The 18,276-nt window shown below is 43.5% G+C and carries 14 protein-coding genes; 4 read left to right on the forward strand and 10 right to left on the reverse strand.

Annotated elements, in window-relative coordinates; genetic code table 11:
* The first annotated feature begins 213 nt into the window (after positions 1–213).
* Both ACFFGT_RS11975 and ACFFGT_RS11980 read left to right on the forward strand, forming a co-directional pair.
* A complete protein-coding gene (locus ACFFGT_RS11975) occupies positions 214–1,026 on the forward strand; it encodes a sterol desaturase family protein (RefSeq protein ID WP_377022770.1) in 813 nt (270 codons plus the stop codon).
* 66 nt (positions 1,027–1,092) lie between these two features.
* On the forward strand, positions 1,093–1,683 hold the full coding sequence (locus ACFFGT_RS11980; RefSeq protein WP_377022771.1) for an outer membrane beta-barrel protein: 591 nt from the start codon (positions 1,093–1,095) through the stop codon (positions 1,681–1,683).
* Positions 1,684–1,786: 103 nt separating this feature from the next.
* On the opposite strand, the gene ACFFGT_RS11985 is transcribed toward ACFFGT_RS11980, so the two are convergent.
* The 5 genes from ACFFGT_RS11985 to ACFFGT_RS12005 form a co-directional block, all read right to left on the reverse strand.
* A complete protein-coding gene (locus ACFFGT_RS11985; RefSeq protein WP_377022772.1) occupies positions 1,787–3,166 on the reverse strand; it encodes a TolC family protein in 1,380 nt (459 codons plus the stop codon).
* A gap of 4 nt (positions 3,167–3,170) precedes the next feature.
* Positions 3,171–6,347: an efflux RND transporter permease subunit gene (locus ACFFGT_RS11990; RefSeq protein ID WP_377022773.1), complete on the reverse strand. Its 3,177-nt coding sequence runs from the start codon at positions 6,345–6,347 to the stop codon at positions 3,171–3,173.
* A gap of 29 nt (positions 6,348–6,376) precedes the next feature.
* Entirely contained in the window at positions 6,377–7,411 is a 1,035-nt protein-coding gene (locus ACFFGT_RS11995) for an efflux RND transporter periplasmic adaptor subunit (RefSeq protein ID WP_377022774.1), read from the reverse strand.
* A gap of 246 nt (positions 7,412–7,657) precedes the next feature.
* Complete coding sequence (locus ACFFGT_RS12000; protein WP_377022775.1) at positions 7,658–7,999, reverse strand: hypothetical protein; 342 nt, start codon at positions 7,997–7,999, stop codon at positions 7,658–7,660.
* A 224-nt stretch (positions 8,000–8,223) separates the two neighbouring features.
* Positions 8,224–8,652 (reverse strand): PepSY-like domain-containing protein, encoded by a 429-nt coding sequence (locus ACFFGT_RS12005; RefSeq protein WP_377022776.1) that lies wholly within the window; start codon positions 8,650–8,652, stop codon positions 8,224–8,226.
* A 228-nt stretch (positions 8,653–8,880) separates the two neighbouring features.
* Between ACFFGT_RS12005 and ACFFGT_RS12010 the strand changes: the two genes are divergently transcribed.
* Entirely contained in the window at positions 8,881–9,117 is a 237-nt protein-coding gene (locus ACFFGT_RS12010; protein ID WP_377022777.1) for a hypothetical protein, read from the forward strand.
* A gap of 9 nt (positions 9,118–9,126) precedes the next feature.
* On the opposite strand, the gene ACFFGT_RS12015 is transcribed toward ACFFGT_RS12010, so the two are convergent.
* From ACFFGT_RS12015 to ACFFGT_RS12030, 4 genes are all read right to left on the reverse strand, one after another.
* Positions 9,127–10,122 (reverse strand): YjiK family protein, encoded by a 996-nt coding sequence (locus tag ACFFGT_RS12015; protein WP_377022778.1) that lies wholly within the window; start codon positions 10,120–10,122, stop codon positions 9,127–9,129.
* Between the two features lie 55 nt (positions 10,123–10,177).
* Positions 10,178–11,626, reverse strand: coding sequence for a hypothetical protein (locus ACFFGT_RS12020; protein WP_377022779.1), 1,449 nt, complete (start codon positions 11,624–11,626; stop codon positions 10,178–10,180).
* Between the two features lie 40 nt (positions 11,627–11,666).
* On the reverse strand, positions 11,667–14,567 hold the full coding sequence (locus tag ACFFGT_RS12025) for a TonB-dependent receptor (RefSeq protein ID WP_377022780.1): 2,901 nt from the start codon (positions 14,565–14,567) through the stop codon (positions 11,667–11,669).
* A gap of 512 nt (positions 14,568–15,079) precedes the next feature.
* Complete coding sequence (locus ACFFGT_RS12030; protein ID WP_377022781.1) at positions 15,080–16,291, reverse strand: metallophosphoesterase family protein; 1,212 nt, start codon at positions 16,289–16,291, stop codon at positions 15,080–15,082.
* Between the two features lie 571 nt (positions 16,292–16,862).
* Here ACFFGT_RS12030 and ACFFGT_RS12035 point away from each other — a divergent pair.
* Entirely contained in the window at positions 16,863–17,552 is a 690-nt protein-coding gene (locus tag ACFFGT_RS12035; RefSeq protein WP_377022782.1) for a VIT1/CCC1 transporter family protein, read from the forward strand.
* Here the strand turns inward: ACFFGT_RS12035 and ACFFGT_RS12040 are convergent.
* On the reverse strand, positions 17,539–18,228 hold the full coding sequence (locus ACFFGT_RS12040) for a cytochrome b/b6 domain-containing protein (protein WP_377022783.1): 690 nt from the start codon (positions 18,226–18,228) through the stop codon (positions 17,539–17,541). The two genes, ACFFGT_RS12035 and ACFFGT_RS12040, sit on opposite strands and share 14 nt — an antisense overlap.
* Positions 18,229–18,276 lie beyond the last annotated feature (48 nt).

Raw genomic sequence — 18,276 nt, forward strand, 5'->3', positions numbered from 1 at the left:
CCTACGCTATGCAATCATCTCTGGCTTGAAATTTTGTATTGTTTTTGTATGTTTTGAGGAAATTAAATAGTTAAAATCTGTTAAAAGGCAATCAATAAATCGTAAAATTCAATATTCGTTCAGGATTCGTCGATATGTTTGTTACAAGGGTGCCCGGATAGAGCTGAATGCAGTTAAGCCCAGGTATTTATAGATGTATGAAACTCCTGACAAATGACGATAAAAACACTGCTTTCAAACCACCAGGATCTTGTTCAACTTGCATACTTTGCCATAATAATGGTTTTATTGTGGATCGGCGAAGCATTCTTTACCGCGGGTTTAGCTCACGAAAAATTTAAACATACCAGGATAAACCTCCTTTTTATTTTTACAGCGCTGCCCATACAACTGCTTATGGTAAGTATAGTGCTAATGATAGCAGTGTGGACTAACCTCCATCACTGGGGCCTGATCAATTACTTGCCAATGCACAAAAACTTCTGGACATATTACATAACCATGTTTGTGCTGATGGACCTGTGTGAATACATTTATCATGTAACTATGCATAAGCTTGATTTTTTGTGGAAATTTCACCTTGTGCATCACAGCGATTTAAAGGTTGATGTATCAACAACGGTGAGAGAGCATCCCGGGGAAACATTTGTGAGGATGAGCTTTCAAATGCTATGGGTTTTTTTGCTGGGGCCGGCAGCAGCCGTACTTGTTTTAAGACAAACCGTACAAACATTTTCAAATATTGCAGCCCATACCCAATTCCGGTTACCCGAACGAACTAACAGGATAATCGGCCTGATTTTTATCACACCAAACCTACATCATGTCCATCATCATTACCAATTGCCATATACCGATTGTAATTATGGCGATGTTTTAAGCGTTTGGGACAGGTTGTTTGGCACTTATGCCGAGCTTGGAAAAAAAGAAACTGTTTATGGGGTTGATACCCACATGGATCCGGAAAAAAACAGTAAGATCCGGAGTATTCTCAAAATCCCTTTTCAAAAACTGGAGCGCAAATAAGCTATGCTAACCAGTATCCGGAAACCGTTTGCAGGCTTGTTTTCATTATTGAAAATCTGTTTCTTAATGATAGTAATAACATTAACATGGGCTTCGGGCTGTTACGCTCAAAATAGCAGTATCACATCAAAGTTTTATTTTCCAGGTGGTGTGGGTTATAGTTTTCCGTTTGGCAATCCGGCGCTCGACCTCAAAAAGAGTTTTATGCTTACCACTGCGTTTGAGTTTCGGCCCCGGGAGGGGAACGCATTTTTTATCCGGTTTAATTATGATGCCATTAACAGTCATTATAAACAGGTATATCAAAACTCGCCAACAAATGTCAATACCGGTAAACTAACCTCCTCTATATTTTCGCTTGGTGCAGGCTACCGGCATAAAGCAGGTATTTTTAGGGTGTTTGGATTATTACAACCAGGAATAGGTGTAAACAGTTATGACCGGGTTAAAATCACTCCCGAAACTATAATCATTGAACCGGTAAGCCGCAATCATTTATCGCTTAAGCTAACCACGGGTATTGAGTACTACCTTGCCGAGCATTTTGCGCTAACCGTTGAACCATCCTATTTTTATTTAGCGCCAAGAGGCAATTACCGTTTATTGAACCCGCAAAGTATGAACATTAGCATAGGTTTTACTACTACATTGTTTTAGTGTAGTGTTACGCTGAGCTATATTATAAGCGCTTGCCTGCTCAGGGCAAACGCCTAATTGTATAAAACCTCATATAAGAACGGAGCCGGATTTTGATGGCATCTTATTGCCAGCCGCCGCCAAGCGAGCGGTACAGGTAAACTATGGCCTGTAACTGCTGCAGACGATCATTAACACTATTCAATTGGGCAGCGAGTAAACTCTGTTCGGCGGTAAGTACCTCGGTGTAATTTGCCGAACCGTACCTGACCAGTTGCTGCGTATAGTTCACAGATTTTTCGAGGTTTTCAAGCTGGCTTACTCTCGTGGCAGCCTTTTCTCCGGCGGTTTGGTACGACATCATCGCGTTTGATACATCCTGCCCGGCACTTAAAACGGTATATTGAAAGTTTAACAACGCTTGCTGTTGCTGCTCTTTGGCTACCTGCAACCGTGTTTTGTTGGCGCCCTGGTTAAAGATAGGCTGAACAATGCCTGCCGTTAAATTGCCTACCAATGAACCTACACCGAAGAAAGAAGAATAGCTTGAATAACCGCCTGAGCCGGTAAGTGTTATGGCCGGATAAAAATACGTACGTGCCACATTGGTTAGTTCATAAGCGTTCCTGAAGCTGTACTCGGCTGCCATTACATCTGGCCTGTTGGCAAGCATCTGGGCAGGGATACCGGGGTTAAGCATAGTTATTGGCTGTTGCGCATCTATCTTAGCCCGCTTCACCGGGCCGGGAACCCGGCCTAATAACAGGTTGATGATGTTTTCAGTTTGCCATATTGATTGCTTCAAATCAGGAATAGTAACCTGAACAGCGTATTTACTGGCTTCACTTTGTACAACCGCAGCACCGGTAACCACATCTGCAATTTTTAAGGATTTCATAGTGTTAACCGTAGTCTGCCAGTTTTTTACGCTTTGCTCGGTAATAGCCAGCTGCTCATCTAAGGCCATCAAATTATAGTAATTGTTGGCAATGTCGGCAATCAATGCAGTTTGCACAGCCCTCGCGTTTGCTGTAGATTGTAGCAGGGAAGCTAATTGTGCTTTTTTTGCACTCTTTAATTTCCCCCAGATGTCGGCCTCCCAGGTTGCTGTAAGTTCAGTAGCATATACGTGGTTTTTTGCCGGGGTGCTGAAGTTTTGCGGATTTGCAGAACCCGACAGTGATAAACCTGCATCTGCATTCACAGAGGGGTAAAAGGCCAGTTTGCTTTGATCGAAATAAGCCTGGGCCTGCCTGGTTACCGAATAAGCTTTTTGAAGATCGATATTATGGCTGATGCCTTCTGTGATCAGGTTTTGTAAAATGGTATCGGTAAAAACCTCGTTCCAGTGCAGTTTAGCAATGGAGCTGGTATCTGTACCGGTATATCCCCTGAATAGCGCTGTATTGCCGGCATCAGGTGCCCGGTAGGGTTTGGTGACATTGCAGGCCGCCAATATAGCCAGCGCACCTGCAAATGTTATATTTTTTATGATGGTTTTCATGTGTTTATTGTGCTGAGTTTGTATTGAAGTTTACCGGGCCATGTTCGCCGGCCGGCATCCCGGTTGCTGCAATTGTATCATTGGTTTTTTTTAGCTTTTCCTGCAACGTTTGGAAAATGATAAACAGCACCGGCGTAATAAATATGCCGAACACCGTGCCGATAAGCATGCCGCCAACGGCTCCTGTACCTATCGACCGGTTACCATTTGCTCCGGCCCCGGTAGCCAGCATCAGCGGTACCAAACCAAGAATAAAGGCAAAAGAGGTCATCAGGATTGGGCGTAACCGGGCATGAGCACCGCTTACAGCCGCCTCCATAATACCCATACCGCTGCGCCGCCTTTCAATTGCAAACTCAACTATGAGTATGGCATTTTTGGAAAGCAGGCCAATAAGCATGATCAGCGTTATTTGCAGGTAGATATTATTGGCAATGCCAAACAGGTAAGCGAAGATGAAGGCACCCGCTATACCTATAGGAATGGTTAACAGGATGGCCAGGGGCAGAATATAACTTTCATACTGGGCACTTAATATGAGATAAACAAAAACCAAACAAAGCAAAAAGATATAAATGGTTTGGCTGTTGCCGGAAAGTTCCTCACGTGTAATACCCGAATATTCATAACCATAGCCCTGTGGCAATTGCTGCTCGGCCACCTGCTGAATGGCGGCAACCGCCTGGCCCGAACTGAAACCGGTATTAGGTGCGCCGTTGATGCTGATAGAGGTAAACAGGTTAAAGCGGGTGATTGCCTGAGGCCCATAATCCTGGGTTAAAGTCACAAATTCGGTGATAGGCACCATATCGCCGGCGGCATTCCTTACAAATACCGAGTTGAGGCTTTCCGGGGTCATCCTGTATTCGGGCGATGCCTGTACCATTACACGGTATTGCTGGCCAAATTGAGTGATGTTTGACGCATACAAACCACCAAAATAACTTTGCATGGCACCCGTAATATCCGTAACGTTTAACCCCGCCTCTTTTATTTTAGGCACATTAACATTCATCAGGTATTGCGGAAAGTTGGGATTGAATGATGTTGTTACAAATTGTATTTCGGGCCTTTCTGCAAGCGCTGATAGAAAATCTTTATTTACTTTATAAAAGCTCGCGATATCACCGCCAGTTTTGTCCTGTAACTGAAAAGCCAAACCACTTGTTGCACCAAAGCCCTGGATTGTTGGGGGCGAGGTGAACTTAATTTCGGCTTCGGTAATGGTTGATGATTTGGTTATCAAGTCTTTGATAATGGCCTGGATGTCTCTTTTCCTCTGATCCCATGGAATTAGCCGCATAATCACCATGCCGTAATTGTTACCGCTCCCGGCAAGCTGATTACGTCCGTTTACGCCCAATATGTTGTTAACTTCGGGGATTGAGCGGGCAAGCGCTTCTATTTTACGGGTCACTTTATCTGTACGGTCCAGAGAGGAACCGGGAGGCAGGGAAATAGCGCAGCTTATGGCGCCAAGATCTTCTGCCGGTACAAACCCGGTAGGGGTGGCCCGGGCAATAAAATAAAGCAATATGATGAAAACTAAAAGCATCGAAACGGGGATCCAGGCTTTGCGGCTGAAAAAAGTGACCGCCTGGATATATCGCTTGCTGATTTTATCGAAACCTGTATTGAAAGCGAGATAAAATTTTTGAATAAAACTGAGCTTTTTATTCTCCTTATCGTGCCCCTTCAAAAATAGCGCACATAATGCGGGGCTCAGCGTAAGCGCGTTTATAGCTGATAATACGATAGCGATGGCTAAGGTAAGCCCAAACTGCTTATAAAAAACACCCGATGAGCCACCGATAAAACTAACCGGGATAAATACGGCCGACATGACCAGCGTTATGGAAACGATGGCTCCTGAGATTTCGCTAAGCGCATCAATGCTGGCCTCCTTTGCCGAATGATAGCCTGCATCCAGCTTTGCGTGAACGGCCTCAACCACTACAATTGCATCATCCACAACTATACCAATAGCCAGGATTATAGCAAACAAAGTGAGCAGGTTGATAGTAAAGCCAAATAATTTGAGAAAGAAAAAGGTGCCCACAATAGCTACCGGAACGGAAATGGCCGGGATAAGGGTCGACCGGAAATCCTGGAGGAAGAGAAACACAACAATAAAAACCAATATAAAGGCTTCCAGTAAGGTATGCAGTACTTTATCAATTGACGCATTAAGAAAATCATCAGTATTTTGAAGCGTTACATATTTAATGCCCGGCGGGAAGTTTTTTGCCGCGGCGGCCATTGCTTTAACTGTTTCCTGGATTACCTGGTGTGCGTTTGATCCGGCAATCTGCGATACATCTATGGAAACAGCCGCATGACCATTCATACGTGTGGTGGTAAAATAGTTAAGGGCTCCTAACTCTATCCGGGCAACATCACGCAGGCGCAGCAATCTGCTTCGCGAATTTGCCCGTACAACGATATTGCCAAATTGTGTAGTATCTGTAAGCGTGCCCGGGTATGTAATTACATATTGAAATGCTTGTCCGCCGCGTTCGCCAAACTGGCCGGGCGCTGCCTGGATATTCTGATCGGCCAGGGCGGCGTTAATATCGGCCGGTACCAGGCCGTATGAGGCCATTTTTTGCGTATTAAGCCAAATGCGCATAGAATAATCCATTTGGCTGGGTAATGAAGCATCGCCCACACCCTGGATCCTTTTTATAACCGGAACTATGTTTATATCCACATAGTTTTGCAAAAAGGTTTGATCATATGCAGGGCTCTCACTGTAAACAGAATAGGTGAGGAGGCTGCTTGTTTGCTTTTTTTGTACTGTAACGCCTGCTTTGGTTACCTCCTGCGGCAACAGTGCGGTTGCTCTTGAAACAGCGTTTTGCACGTTAACAGCAGCCAGGTTAGGGTCGCTGCCAACTTTAAAGCTTACGGTAATGTTGGCAGTACCGTCATTACCGGCAGTTGAGGTTACGTAATCCATATTCTCAACGCCGTTAATTTGCTGTTCAAGCGGTATAATGACTGTTTTTAGCACAACATCGGCGTTTGCGCCATTATAGGTGGCCTGCACCTGTACGGTTGGGGGGGCAATGTCAGGATATTGTGAAATAGGAAGTGTGAATAAACCAACTATGCCTATTGTTACGATTATGATGGAAACGACCGTCGAAAGAACGGGGCGTTCAATGAATTTTTTTAACATGATGTGAAAATAAGGTGAACGGAAAATTATTATGGGTTGCGGTAAACCGAATCAGCATTCAATACTTCAGGCTTGATCTGCAAACCTTCCCTTAGTGAAGCAATACCGTCAACCACAATTTGCTGTCCGGCCTTTAATCCTTTATTTACCACATAAAACTGTCCGGGGCTGGCACTGATCTCCAATTCCTGCGATTTAACTTTATTGGCTGTGTCAACTACGTAAGCAAAGATCTTCCCCTGTATCTGGTAAGTTGATTTTTGGGGCACCATAATGGCATCTGGCACGGTTTTAGGGATGCGTACAATGGCGCTACTGCCGCTTCGTACCAGGCCACCCGGGTTACTAAAGGTAGCCCGCATGTTAATAGATCCCGTTTCGGAGTTAATTAACCCGCTTGCGGTTTCCACTTTGCCTTTGCCTGGTAACTGTGTACCATTTGCAAGCACCAGTGTAACCGGGGGCAGTGTGCTTAGTTTCTGTTGCATCGTACCGCCTTTGGCTGCTAAAAAGAAATCGAGCCCCTGACTTTCGTTAATTGAAAAGTAGGCATAAACGCTTTCTATATTGGATACAGTAGTTAGTGGATTTGCCGTTGTACTGGTGATCAGGCTTCCGATTTTATAAGGAAGGATCCCGATGACCCCATCGGCTGGGCTGTAGATGGTGGTGTAGCTTAAATTTGTTTTTGCATTGTTGAGTGCCGCCCTGGCCTGTGCCAGCGCCGCCAGTTTTGAATCTAAAGTATACTGCGCAGCTTTAAGTTCATAGGGGCTTACAATATCCTGCTCCACTATGGGGCGTACCTTGTCAACCTGCATTTTCGCAGCGTTTACATCGGCTATGGCTATTTTGATATTGGCTTCGGCAGTAGCTACATTTTGTTCGTACTGTGGAGCGTTAATGCTGAAAAGTAATTGGCCGCGTTTAACTGTAGCGCCTTCATCAACATAAATATTTTCAATATAGCCATCAATTTTCGGCCTGATCTCAATGTTTTGAATCCCCAATATAGATGCAGGGTAATCGGCATTAATCTGAGCCTGGCGTGGCGCCAGTTTCATTGTTGTAAAAGTTTTGGCCGCGTTTTTTGTAGCCGTTGCTCCTGAGCCTCCGCATGAATATAAAGTTAACAGCAGGAGGGATGGTAGGATATAGGATAAGATTTTTTGAGATAAATTCATAACATGCACATTTAACAAGTGATTGTCAAATACAAATTGTACAAATACGCAGAAGTGTACTTCTATTCGAAATCACTTTATGATTTAATTAAACAACAGCGCGAAAGGCGCTTAATTAACCGGATGTTAAGAAAGGAAAGGAGGCCCCCGCAGGGAAATAGATTCCGGAGAAGCAAGATTGCCGATGATAGTTTCAAAGTGATGAACGCCTATGCCCGGCAGGTATCTTAAAGGAGTGCTGAATGTAAAAGTTGATTTTTGGGGTAACGCCAGTACGTGGAACTTTTGCGTGTAGCATTGAAGTTTAATTAAACGCTGGTGTTCGTCGTTCTTTTTGGTTGAGCTTGCCTTTTGTTCGGTTTTGGTCTTGAACATTTCGGCATAGCGCATTATCACCTCTCCCTGTAAGGAGAAGAAGATAATGGCGACAATGCTTAACCTGCTTATATACCTGAACAACTTAATCACTTGATATTCATTAGTAACCGAAAATGATTTCCCGGATAATTATGATACAAAGTTGGCCTCCAATTCTGAATTTTTTATGAGTAAGCTACAAGATCATCAAACATCGCCTATATGTTACATGATTATTTCATTTGGATTACAAAACTTTTTGGCAGGATAGGAATGAATTTTATAAATAAAAAAAGGCCGCTGTAAAACGGCCTTTCATTTTAAATTCAGGAGTCTTAATCAATTTTTAAAAATTTCCCCTTGTCGTCAAAAACCAGGTCTTTACCCTTAACTTCAGCTTCATACATCAGCGTGCCTTTAGCATCGGTTACTTTTCCGGCTTCCGAGATTTTTGCTCCTTTATAATTTTGCTTAACATAAGCAGCCACGCCAGCAGGTAAGGCAGAGGGTGCAATAGCAACTACTTCTTCAATAAAATCACCCGCAGGTGTAAACTGCACCGACATATCTTCGCCGGACTTACCTCCCCAGTTGGCTTCGAAATTTCCCTTTTCCTTTTCCCAGGTTGCTTTACCTGCTGTTGGATATTTTTTCATAAGCGCAGCTTTTACTGGTGCAGGTACCGAGCCGCTTTTTACTTTCTGGGCCATGGCCATAGTTGTGATGGCTAACATGACGCATAAACTTAAAATGTTCTTTTTCATATGCTTTGATAATTTATCTCAATAATAATCTCTCATCCTGGATTTTTTTTGAGCCCTTTGATCTCCAACTAAAATTTATTTTGCTATTAATGATTTTCATGAACACCTGCCTGCTGCATACTCAAAGTTTCTACAGAAATCTCCGTCAATTTTGGTGAAAATCATTTAAGCCCTTATCCGGTTAACCCTGCCGGTGACCAGTATTAATTTGTAATACAAGCTCCGCAAATGGATAGTATACGTTTGAGGATGCTTTTTGAGAGATACGCAGTTCAAATCATTGACGAGACAGAGCTTGCTGAGCTTATGGCTTATATCAGCAATGCTGCCGATGAAGATTTATATGCGCTTTTATGGGAGCAATGGCAAAGTGCTGAGTGCAGACCGGTTTTTAATGAAATACGCCGCCAACGGATGCTCAATAATATTTTAGCTGCAATGAAACCTGCAGCAGGAGAGGTGTAGAAAAAAGGCTTATTTTCTTTTGTAAAATGAAATAGTGGCTAATTTGCCCAGGTAGTCCCTCACTTCGGTATTGGTAAAATATCCGGAGCCGTCGGCTGCGAAACAAATGCCTTCTCCTTGTGGTTCGTTGTTGGCATATGGGGCATGCTGTGGTTTACCAGTCAATGCCGCATCTATTTTTGCACCTGCGGGTAGTTTCCAGTACCAGATCACTTCATTACTTCTTAGCAGGATTTCGCTGCCGTCTGCAGAAATATCCCCGCCGGTAGCCTTATTGAAATACAGTTGTACAACGGGTGCCATAGTGCCCACCGATGCAATATCCTGCGGATAACGGGCTACGTAAATTTTTGATGTGTTGCTTTCCTTACTCGCTATGTAAAGATCCCTGGTCAATGGATCAATCATCAGCGTTTCAGCATTCTTTGGACCGTCTGGATATTTGAGCTCTATGCGGTCGATGGCTGTTATGTTCAGGTTTACAGGTGCCGTGTTCTGGCTCAGATCGGGTTCAATAAAACGGTAAATAAATACCGATTGATAGATGGCTTTGTTATCTCCAATATCAGCAACATAAACATAGCTTTTTCCGGCTACAGGCCCTGGCCCAACGGCAATATCTTCCCAGTCGCGGTTCCCTGTTCCATTTAGTGTAAGCGTGCCTTTATCAGCCCCGTTTTTATCGGTTAAAAATACCTGGTTGGTGTTGCCGCTATCATTGTGTATATAGAGGATCCCCGGGTTAACCCGGCTTGCAGCGACACCTGAAATTTCAAGGAGATCTGTACGAACGAGATTGCTGGTAACAGGAGTGGAGTTAAACAGGAGGGTGGTGTCAAGCGATGATGGGTCATAGCTTGGTGTTGGGAATGATACAACGGCTGGAGGAGGCGTTACCGATGTGGTATCTTTTACTGCTGCCGTAATATTTCCTGACTTTTTACAAGAGAAGGAGGCAGCTAAAAAGAAACATAACAGCCCGGTTTTGGTGAATTTAGTTTTCATATATATTAAGCGGGCTGTTATGTTCTTTTAACGGTTTATGGCCGTGTATTATTTATTAATGGTGGTTACCGTTTCCGTTTAATTGATAACAGCCCATATCAGCACCCGGAAGTGTGATTTCGCTTGAACCGAAAGTAGGGTCAACCGGGATGTTAGCAGTAATAGGTTTAACCAGGGTAGCGCTGGTTGTACCTTTACCCGCCGCCGGTGAACCAGCCTGAAGGTGGAAGTTATAGCTATCAACAGATGCTTGTGTTACCCAGAAATCAGCAGTAGCCGGTAATGTATAGTTCACAAACATTGGGTTATTTTTGCCAACCAATGAACTGCCGTCATAAACTTTTCCGAAGGTATAAGTTGCGCCAAGGAAAGCAGCCATATTCGGGATATCAGTTGCTTGTGGATGTGTTACAACAGCCTGGGCAACGCTTGTTGGAACAAATTGGTTTGCGATAGCTGTATTATCGGCATAGTAATAATTGTAACCGTAAGAAGTTTTAGGGAATAGGGCAGATGCGTTAAGTGTAGTATCGGCCAGGTAAACTTTAGCACCACCCGGGCCACCGGCTATACGCACACCAAAATTACAATCAACAATCAGGTTGTTATAAACCAAAGCCCTTGAGTTATTTTCGATCTCAACAGAACCACTTCTTGCACCGTAAACACCTGTGTTTCTGAACCCGTCGTTCACATAGGTATTGTTATATATTGAAAACTGGCAAGGGCCTGCAGTTGTACCATCACTTGCTGTTTTGGTGCCGTTTGTAGCACCGCCAATGATCAGGTTATAAGCCATATTACCTGCAGAACTGCCTTTAGCATTGAAACCGTCGCCGCCAACACCACCGCATTTTTCCATGGTGTTACGCATGATATTTAGGTAACCTCCGTAAAAACGGGTTGCGTCATCAGGCGAACCATATAACCATGAATCTTCCAGGATAAATACACCTGTTGGGTTTTCAAAAAACAGGATGTACTGATTGCCTGCTGCAAGGCCCGCGCTTGCAGGGAAAGGAAGTGCTTTTAAAGCTGCGCCGCCAAAGTCAAGATGAGTCCATTTAATAACTACCAGTTTACTGGTATTGCTACAGTAGATACCACCCCAGCCACCTTTATAAGCATCATCGCCACCTGCTGTTGAAGGGCCGGTTTTTTTCGATTTACTTGGATCGGTGATAGTAATAGGAGCGTCTTTAGTTCCTGCACTGATCAGGTCGCCGTTAACGATAAAGTTAGCGCCGTTGGTCATGTTGATGGTTACGCCCTTTTGAATCAGTAAAGTATCACCTGCATTGATGGTAATGTCTCCGCCAACGGTATAAGTCTGGCCGGCCAGCATGGTGCCTTTGTAACTGCCTGCAGCTAATGTACCTGCGTTGCTGATTGGTTTACCTACCTGGATCAGTGGTGTTGAAACCACCGCGTTATCACTTTTCTTGCTGCATGATGCAAGGGCAAGGAGCGAAAGGCCCAGTGAAATTAGATTTAACTTTTTCATGTTTAAAGAATGAATTTTTAATTGATTTACTTTTATTGGGTTATTGGAATTTAAAGCGCATTCCCAGGCTGTAGCGTGCAAAGTATTCATCATACTGAACCGTTGTATAGTTCGGGCTTTCCTGGTGGGCGTATTTCATGATACTTGAATAGTTGTTGGCATTGTTTTGCTTAATGAACAACTGGTATGGGGTATTTAGCAGGTTGTTGGCTTTTACGAACACGATGAAATGACCGCCAAGCTGTTTTTGAGCCGAAAAATCAAGAAAGGTTGATGCCTTTTCCCAGGTATCAAGGTTGTAGTATTTGGATACTGCCTGGATCCGCTCGCCGGTATAAGCAAGCGATAATTGGGCGTCGATACCGCTTTTTTGATCTTTATAGATCAATGAAACGTTACCGATATGCGCCGCCTGGCCTTGCAAAGGCCTTGTCTGGTTTCGGGTTGTTACACCAACATTTATTACATCGATGCTTTTAGGCGTAGTGATCCGTGATTGGGTGTAGGTGTAATTCACGGAGAAACCAATATTGCCAAAGAATTTCTTGGCCACCAACTCGGCACCATAGTTACGGGCTGTGCCCAAATTTTGCGGAGTGAGGAACAAGGCCGCTCCGTTTTGTCCGGGTGAAAGCACTGTTTCAATCGGGTTAACCAGGTGTTTGTAAAATCCCCCCGCCATAAATTCATCAAAAACTCCCGGGAAAAATTCGTATCTCAGGTCATAATTGTCAATTTCGGTATGTTGCAGGTAGGGATTACCTATAGTGGCATAAGGATCATCTACTGTAGTATTTGGATAAGGGATAAAATCGGCGAAGGCAGGGCGTAAAATTGATTTAAAATACGATGCCCTTATTGCCTGGTTATCGGTAAGCGCGTATTTTGCATTTACACTTGGCAAATAATCGGTATAATTAATAGCCGCTGTCTTTCCCGGAAATGTTGCCGGCAAGTTTGAAAAATAGCTCTGATCTGTATGTTCTACTCTTTCGCCTAATAATACATCAAGACGGTCGCTGATAAAATATTTCAGCATACCATAACCTGCCTGGATATTTTCAGTAAATGTATAAACACCGGGGTCACTATAAGCCGAACCCCTGGCATTGCCCGGATTGTTATCGAAAGTAAAAGTAGCTGCCGGTATTGAAGTATATGTTTCTGCGTTGTTGGTACCCGCATCAATTGTATTAGGCAAGCTATAGCTGTTTACATAGTTATCGCGGGTTTTATGCCTTGTCATGCCGCCTGCACTGAATAAAGCCTTGCGTCCGAAGATTTTTGTATCATAATGAAGGTTCAGGTACCCAGAAAGATCTTTATCTGTATTATGTGTCCAAACCCTTGATTCATTGCCTACCAGAACCGGACCGTTAATGATACCCGGCGCTACATAAACAGAGCTGTTAGGATCACCGGGAGCCGGCTCATTTGTACCACCTGCAGCGGGGCTGGTGCTGTAAGTAGTTTTAAATTGTGCAATATCAGGTTGTTTGTGCGTAGCTTTAGAAGTGGCTGCAGCCCAGTCAAAAGAAAAGGCGTTACTTAACCTGTGTTTACCTTTTAAAGTAATGTTATAAATGCTTTGCTGATCTGTCCTTGTTTCGGTAAGGTTGTCTATGCCGTTGGTTGCAACATAACCCTTGTAAGAGTAGCCGCTGTAGGTAGATGTTTCTGTTTCACGTACCCGGTATTCATTTAGTTGAAGGTAGGTGCCAAATAAATTGATACTATGATTGGCATTGAACCTATAATCAAGCGATGCTATGGTACCTAAACGACTAAGTTGTGATGAATACTGACGCACATAAGAACTTTGAAAAGCGGTTTCCTGGTTTGGCGTGTTAATATTAGGTGCCGGGCCTACGGTGTTTTCCTGTACAACTACAAAACTGTTATCGCCCTGGTATGAGTTTTGGTAGGTTCCTGAAAAAACTGCGCCAAGTTTATTATTTAAAAAACGGTCGCCAACAGTCAGGCTCACATTAGTATTAGGTGCAGCATTGTGTTTATGGGTTACCAGGTTCTGATACGGGAAATCGCTGATGGATGCCGAGCCAAGTGGTGGTAAAAGCTCACCCGGCGATTTGCTGTGTACCGTACCTCGGTCAAAGCTGCTGAAATCCCTTTTTAAAAATAGCTGGCTGTAACCTGTGCCCACATTGCCTTCAATTCTTAAATGATCAGGCGCGGTTTTCATTACCAGGTTAACCACACCGCCCGATGCATCACCCTCCATATCAGGAGTAAGTGATTTAGATACTTCTATTCTTTCAACCAGATCTGCAGGGAATATATCCAGCGGAACGTACCTGTTCTTATTATCCGGGCTTGGGATCTTAATGCCGTTGATCAGCGTGGTGTTGTATTGCTTTTCCATGCCGCGTATAATCACGTGCTGTGCATCGCCGGTGTTGCTTCGGTCAATAGATATACCTGACACCCTGCCAAGTACGTTGGAAACAATAACATCCGGCGATATGGCAATAGCGCTTGCCGATATCACGTTCATGGTATTATTAGCATTCTTTTGCGTGTTCCTGGCAGCCCCGTCGCTTTCTTTGCTGGCATGTTCCTTAACAACTACTTCACCAAGTGAGGTGGAGTTATCCGCCATGGCAATGTTCAGCACTGCTGTTCCGTTTTTTTCTACCTGTACTGTATAATTCTGGGTTGTTTTATAACCCAGGAAACTAACATGTAACTTATAGGTACCTGCAGGTATGTTTTTGAACATATAAATCCCGTCGAGCCGTACGCCTGTATTAAATACAGATGATCCCTGTTCAATATGTACCGTAGCACCGATCAATGGCTGCTTGTCCCTGGCATCGGTAACAGTCCCTTTTATGGTTTGTGCGTTTGTAATCAAATGACCGAAAGCCATTGTAATTACAACTAAAAACAGCCTTTTGGCGGCTGGTAAAAATGATTTCATTAATGTGTTTTTTAAAGTTCTAAATCAAATAATGGTGATAGTATGGTTAATTAAAGCAGGGATTGGTGTATGCAAAAGGTATCATGCTTCAGAACATCCGGACAACAGCCCGGAGTGCCTGTTAATGGTGATGGGTGACGGGGATAAAAATTTCGTAAGACAACGAAAATGCAGGAAGAGAAATTTTAAGGGTAAAAAAGTATTCATCTATATGACGTTTAATTCTTTTTAATTCACAAAAAATCGCCTCAAATCTGGTTACATTTTGATTTTTTTCAACCTGGCTGATTTCTTAATTCAATGTTGTTTTTAAATTAACACTGTGTCTTCGTTTCTGAAGGTTTGGTATGATTTGTTAATCTTTTTTTAATGTTTCCTGATTGCTCCGGCCGATGTCTGGCTGTGAAAAGCCAATGACATAGCTTTAAATTGGAAACAGGTAAAGCCGGAAAAGCATAAAAAAAGCCCGGTCAATTACTTGCCGGGCTGGGTTAGGGGAATAGGAGGGATTTTTAATTTACTTTGAGGGATATTGTTGCTGCGCTACCAAAAATTGGCTTTTGGCCAGTGTTCAACGGTTCGGTATTCCAAAGACATTCCCTGGCCGTAAGCGTTTGTTTGTCGGTGTCGATCGAAATTAACAGAAAAGATAGCTTCGTTTCATCTTTGGCGGAGTATTTCCCTTTCATCGGCGAATCGACACGGAATATTGGCAGGTTTACATCATGATCCGGACCCTGATAATTGTAAAACTCGTTCCAATTGCTGTTTCCGTGAAAATATGCTTTGATATTGGCGTGCGCCTTCAAAAATGCTGCCCAGCCCCTTTGTTCTAAGTCTGTCGATGTTCCGCCTGCGATACCCAAACTGTCTTTATACCGCTCTTCTGTAAGATTTTCAAATTTCAGGGTAGCGGTAATTCTGTATGGAGGCACGGGGTTAGTAAAATGTTTTGACTCGCTGGTAGGCTGATCATGGGTAAAAATGATCACCGGTGTTTTTGCCGCAACTGTATCCAGGTCTTTAGCCATCCAGATTCTTTCGGCAGAGTCGGGCCATAGGGTGATGAACTGCAAATGTATCCCCTTTATATTCATAGAATAATTTATTTTATCCTGGTGATAGTCATAAGTTTGGTTGGTTAGCGGCTTTTGCGGGTGGAGCATCAGGTTGTAAATGTTTACCATCGCCGAAGGGTCTTTCATAGGGATCATGGGTTTGTAAAAGCCTATTGCATTGGAAATATCATGATTGCCCGGAACCATGAGCAATTTTACAGGCATCCCGTTATGCCCCTTTAACTTAAGGGCCTGCATGTAATCAGCCTTAAACTGATCCCATGAAAGCGCTGAACTTTGAACGGGGGGCTCCATTCGGTTGGTGATGTCCCCGCCCTCCACCAGGAAATCAATCCCGCCGACATTCCTGGCGGCATTGATACCACCATCGTTAGGCAGTTTGAGTCCCGGCAGCGTATTGATCTGGTTGATCATGGCAGCGTTCACCTTATGGCCGGTCACATTGGTGTCTCCGCGAAACTTTGCACGATTGATCCCATAATGTGCATCTGATGTAAATACCATGTTGATTACAGCAGATTTTGTTTGAGCGAATGTGCTATGATAAGAAAATGAAAAAAACGCCAGCAATAGTAACTGGCTGGTATTTAGTTTTTTAATAATGGTTGTTGTCTTTTTTGAGCCGATAAAGAAGCTTTTATTCATCGCTTTTAATTTAATATGGCGCAAAGCTGTCCTTTAATCTTGAATTAAATCTGCATTTTTTTACCTGTTATCAGCTATCGCAGGTAAAATAAATGATACACTTATTAAGGAAATATATGTGATAGATAGCTGCGTTCAAGGCTTAAATAGCCTGACCCAACAGTTGGAAAGGGCCGTTAGCATGCTGCCACAAAACATCAAAGCGATAAGTAATGAAAAAGGCTGCTTTAAGTTTTAGTAACATTTACTACTCCGGTTTTTTACCGGCGTAATATCAAATGTGTTTTGGTTCTTTCTTGTTTTTTTCACGCTACAATCTGTTAAACATGCGGGATTTCATCTCAACTACAGAATGTTACAATACTATTGTTTTATTGATATACTCCAATCTTAAATTTTATGGACAGAAAAGAATTTCTTTCAACTATTGGAATTACCGGCGCTTCATTTGCATTGATTAATTGTATCGGATGCAGTAAAAAATCAGATAATTCATCCGCAGGTATTAACGGGCTCAATCGGCTTAAATTCAAACATTGTAACTTTAGCAATGAAATTTAAATAAATGGCTATGCACCACGAACACCACGTAACAAGTTCAGAAACAATCAGGGATATAGTTATCGGTATGTCTGATGGTTTAACCGTTCCTTTTGCCCTTGCGGCCGGGCTAAGCGGTGCTATCAGCTCGTCGGGGCTGGTGGTTACCGCGGGTATTGCCGAAATAGTTGCCGGTTCTATAGCCATGGGGTTGGGCGGGTATCTTGCTGGCCGAACGGAAGTTGATCACTATCGGTCGGAGTTGAAACGGGAATATGATGAAGTTGAACGTTTGCCCGAGCAGGAAAAAGCCGAAGTTAAGAAAGTATTTGCAAGCTTTGGCCTTTCAGCCCGGCTTCAGGATCAGATTGCTGATGAACTGGCAAAAGATAAAAAGCAATGGGTTGATTTTATGATGCGCTACGAACTGGGACTGGAGGAGCCGGATGCAAACCGCGCCACTAAAAGCGCTGTTACTATCGGCATTTCCTACATTGTGGGTGGTATTATTCCGCTATCTCCATATATCATAATTAACGAAGCGCAACAAGCATTGTACTATTCATGTGGGGTAACGCTCATCTGCCTGTTTGTTTTTGGCTATTTCAAAAGTAAAATGACTGGTCAGCCGGCATTAAGCGGGGCGCTCAAGGTAGTAGTTATTGGCGCGCTGGCGGCAGGGGCTGCTTTTATTATGGCAAAGCTGATTACCGGCAAATAATATTATTATCACCGCCGCCGTTGATCATGTCTGAAACTATGCCTTTGCCATCTTTTCGCTCTGCTAAAAACACACCGGCCAAATGAACAAATATAAAGGCGAGCATGAGGTACAAGCAAAATCCGTGAACTTCTTTAACGCTCTGCCTGATCGCTTTAAACGGCGCTAACAGATCTTCAAATGCCAGGAATAAACCCGTTAGGGCCATGATGATAAGTAAGGTATAGAATGCCGCGTAAATTACCTTTACCGTAAGCTCATGTTTGGCAAGTTCACGCTGCTTTTTTGTAGACCGGAACTGGCTGTAAATATTTTTCATTTGGCGGATAAACTTTTGATCGGCCAATTGAAAAAACTCCAGCACAAGTCTGAATAATAGTAACCCGGCTAACCCGTAGCCAAACCAGGTGTGTACATTCCATACACTGTCGCCAAGTGCGTGTGCCACGGAACCTGCCTGGTTATCAGTTATAACAACCCCTGATGCTTGCAGTTCAGTTTTAACTAATGCAGATACAGGCCTTTTGTCGGTAATAGTGGAATTGATCAGTACGGTAACTAATGAACCGCTGATAACGATAGTATTTGCCCAATGCCAAAAGCGCAATGGGGCTGAGTATTTTTTTGTGCGTTGCTGGTGAATGATGTCCTTACGGACAGGTTTGGTTATTGCCATGGCGATTTTGACGTTAATTGGATTTCCGGTTTCCCGATTTAATTGTTG

The organism is Mucilaginibacter angelicae, from assembly GCF_042434235.1.
Classification (GTDB): domain Bacteria; phylum Bacteroidota; class Bacteroidia; order Sphingobacteriales; family Sphingobacteriaceae; genus Mucilaginibacter; species Mucilaginibacter angelicae.

Coding starts and splice junctions, on each gene's coding strand:
- ACFFGT_RS11975 (WP_377022770.1), top strand. CDS start 214: ATGACGATAAAAACACTGCTTTCAAACCACCAGGATCTTGTTCAACTT.
- ACFFGT_RS11980 (WP_377022771.1), top strand. CDS start 1,093: ATGATAGTAATAACATTAACATGGGCTTCGGGCTGTTACGCTCAAAAT.
- ACFFGT_RS11985 (WP_377022772.1), bottom strand. CDS start 3,166: ATGAAAACCATCATAAAAAATATAACATTTGCAGGTGCGCTGGCTATA.
- ACFFGT_RS11990 (WP_377022773.1), bottom strand. CDS start 6,347: ATGTTAAAAAAATTCATTGAACGCCCCGTTCTTTCGACGGTCGTTTCC.
- ACFFGT_RS11995 (WP_377022774.1), bottom strand. CDS start 7,411: ATGAAACTGGCGCCACGCCAGGCTCAGATTAATGCCGATTACCCTGCA.
- ACFFGT_RS12005 (WP_377022776.1), bottom strand. CDS start 8,652: ATGAAAAAGAACATTTTAAGTTTATGCGTCATGTTAGCCATCACAACT.
- ACFFGT_RS12010 (WP_377022777.1), top strand. CDS start 8,881: ATGGATAGTATACGTTTGAGGATGCTTTTTGAGAGATACGCAGTTCAA.
- ACFFGT_RS12015 (WP_377022778.1), bottom strand. CDS start 10,122: ATGAAAACTAAATTCACCAAAACCGGGCTGTTATGTTTCTTTTTAGCT.
- ACFFGT_RS12020 (WP_377022779.1), bottom strand. CDS start 11,626: ATGAAAAAGTTAAATCTAATTTCACTGGGCCTTTCGCTCCTTGCCCTT.
- ACFFGT_RS12025 (WP_377022780.1), bottom strand. CDS start 14,567: ATGAAATCATTTTTACCAGCCGCCAAAAGGCTGTTTTTAGTTGTAATT.
- ACFFGT_RS12030 (WP_377022781.1), bottom strand. CDS start 16,291: ATGAATAAAAGCTTCTTTATCGGCTCAAAAAAGACAACAACCATTATT.
- ACFFGT_RS12035 (WP_377022782.1), top strand. CDS start 16,863: ATGCACCACGAACACCACGTAACAAGTTCAGAAACAATCAGGGATATA.
- ACFFGT_RS12040 (WP_377022783.1), bottom strand. CDS start 18,228: ATGGCAATAACCAAACCTGTCCGTAAGGACATCATTCACCAGCAACGC.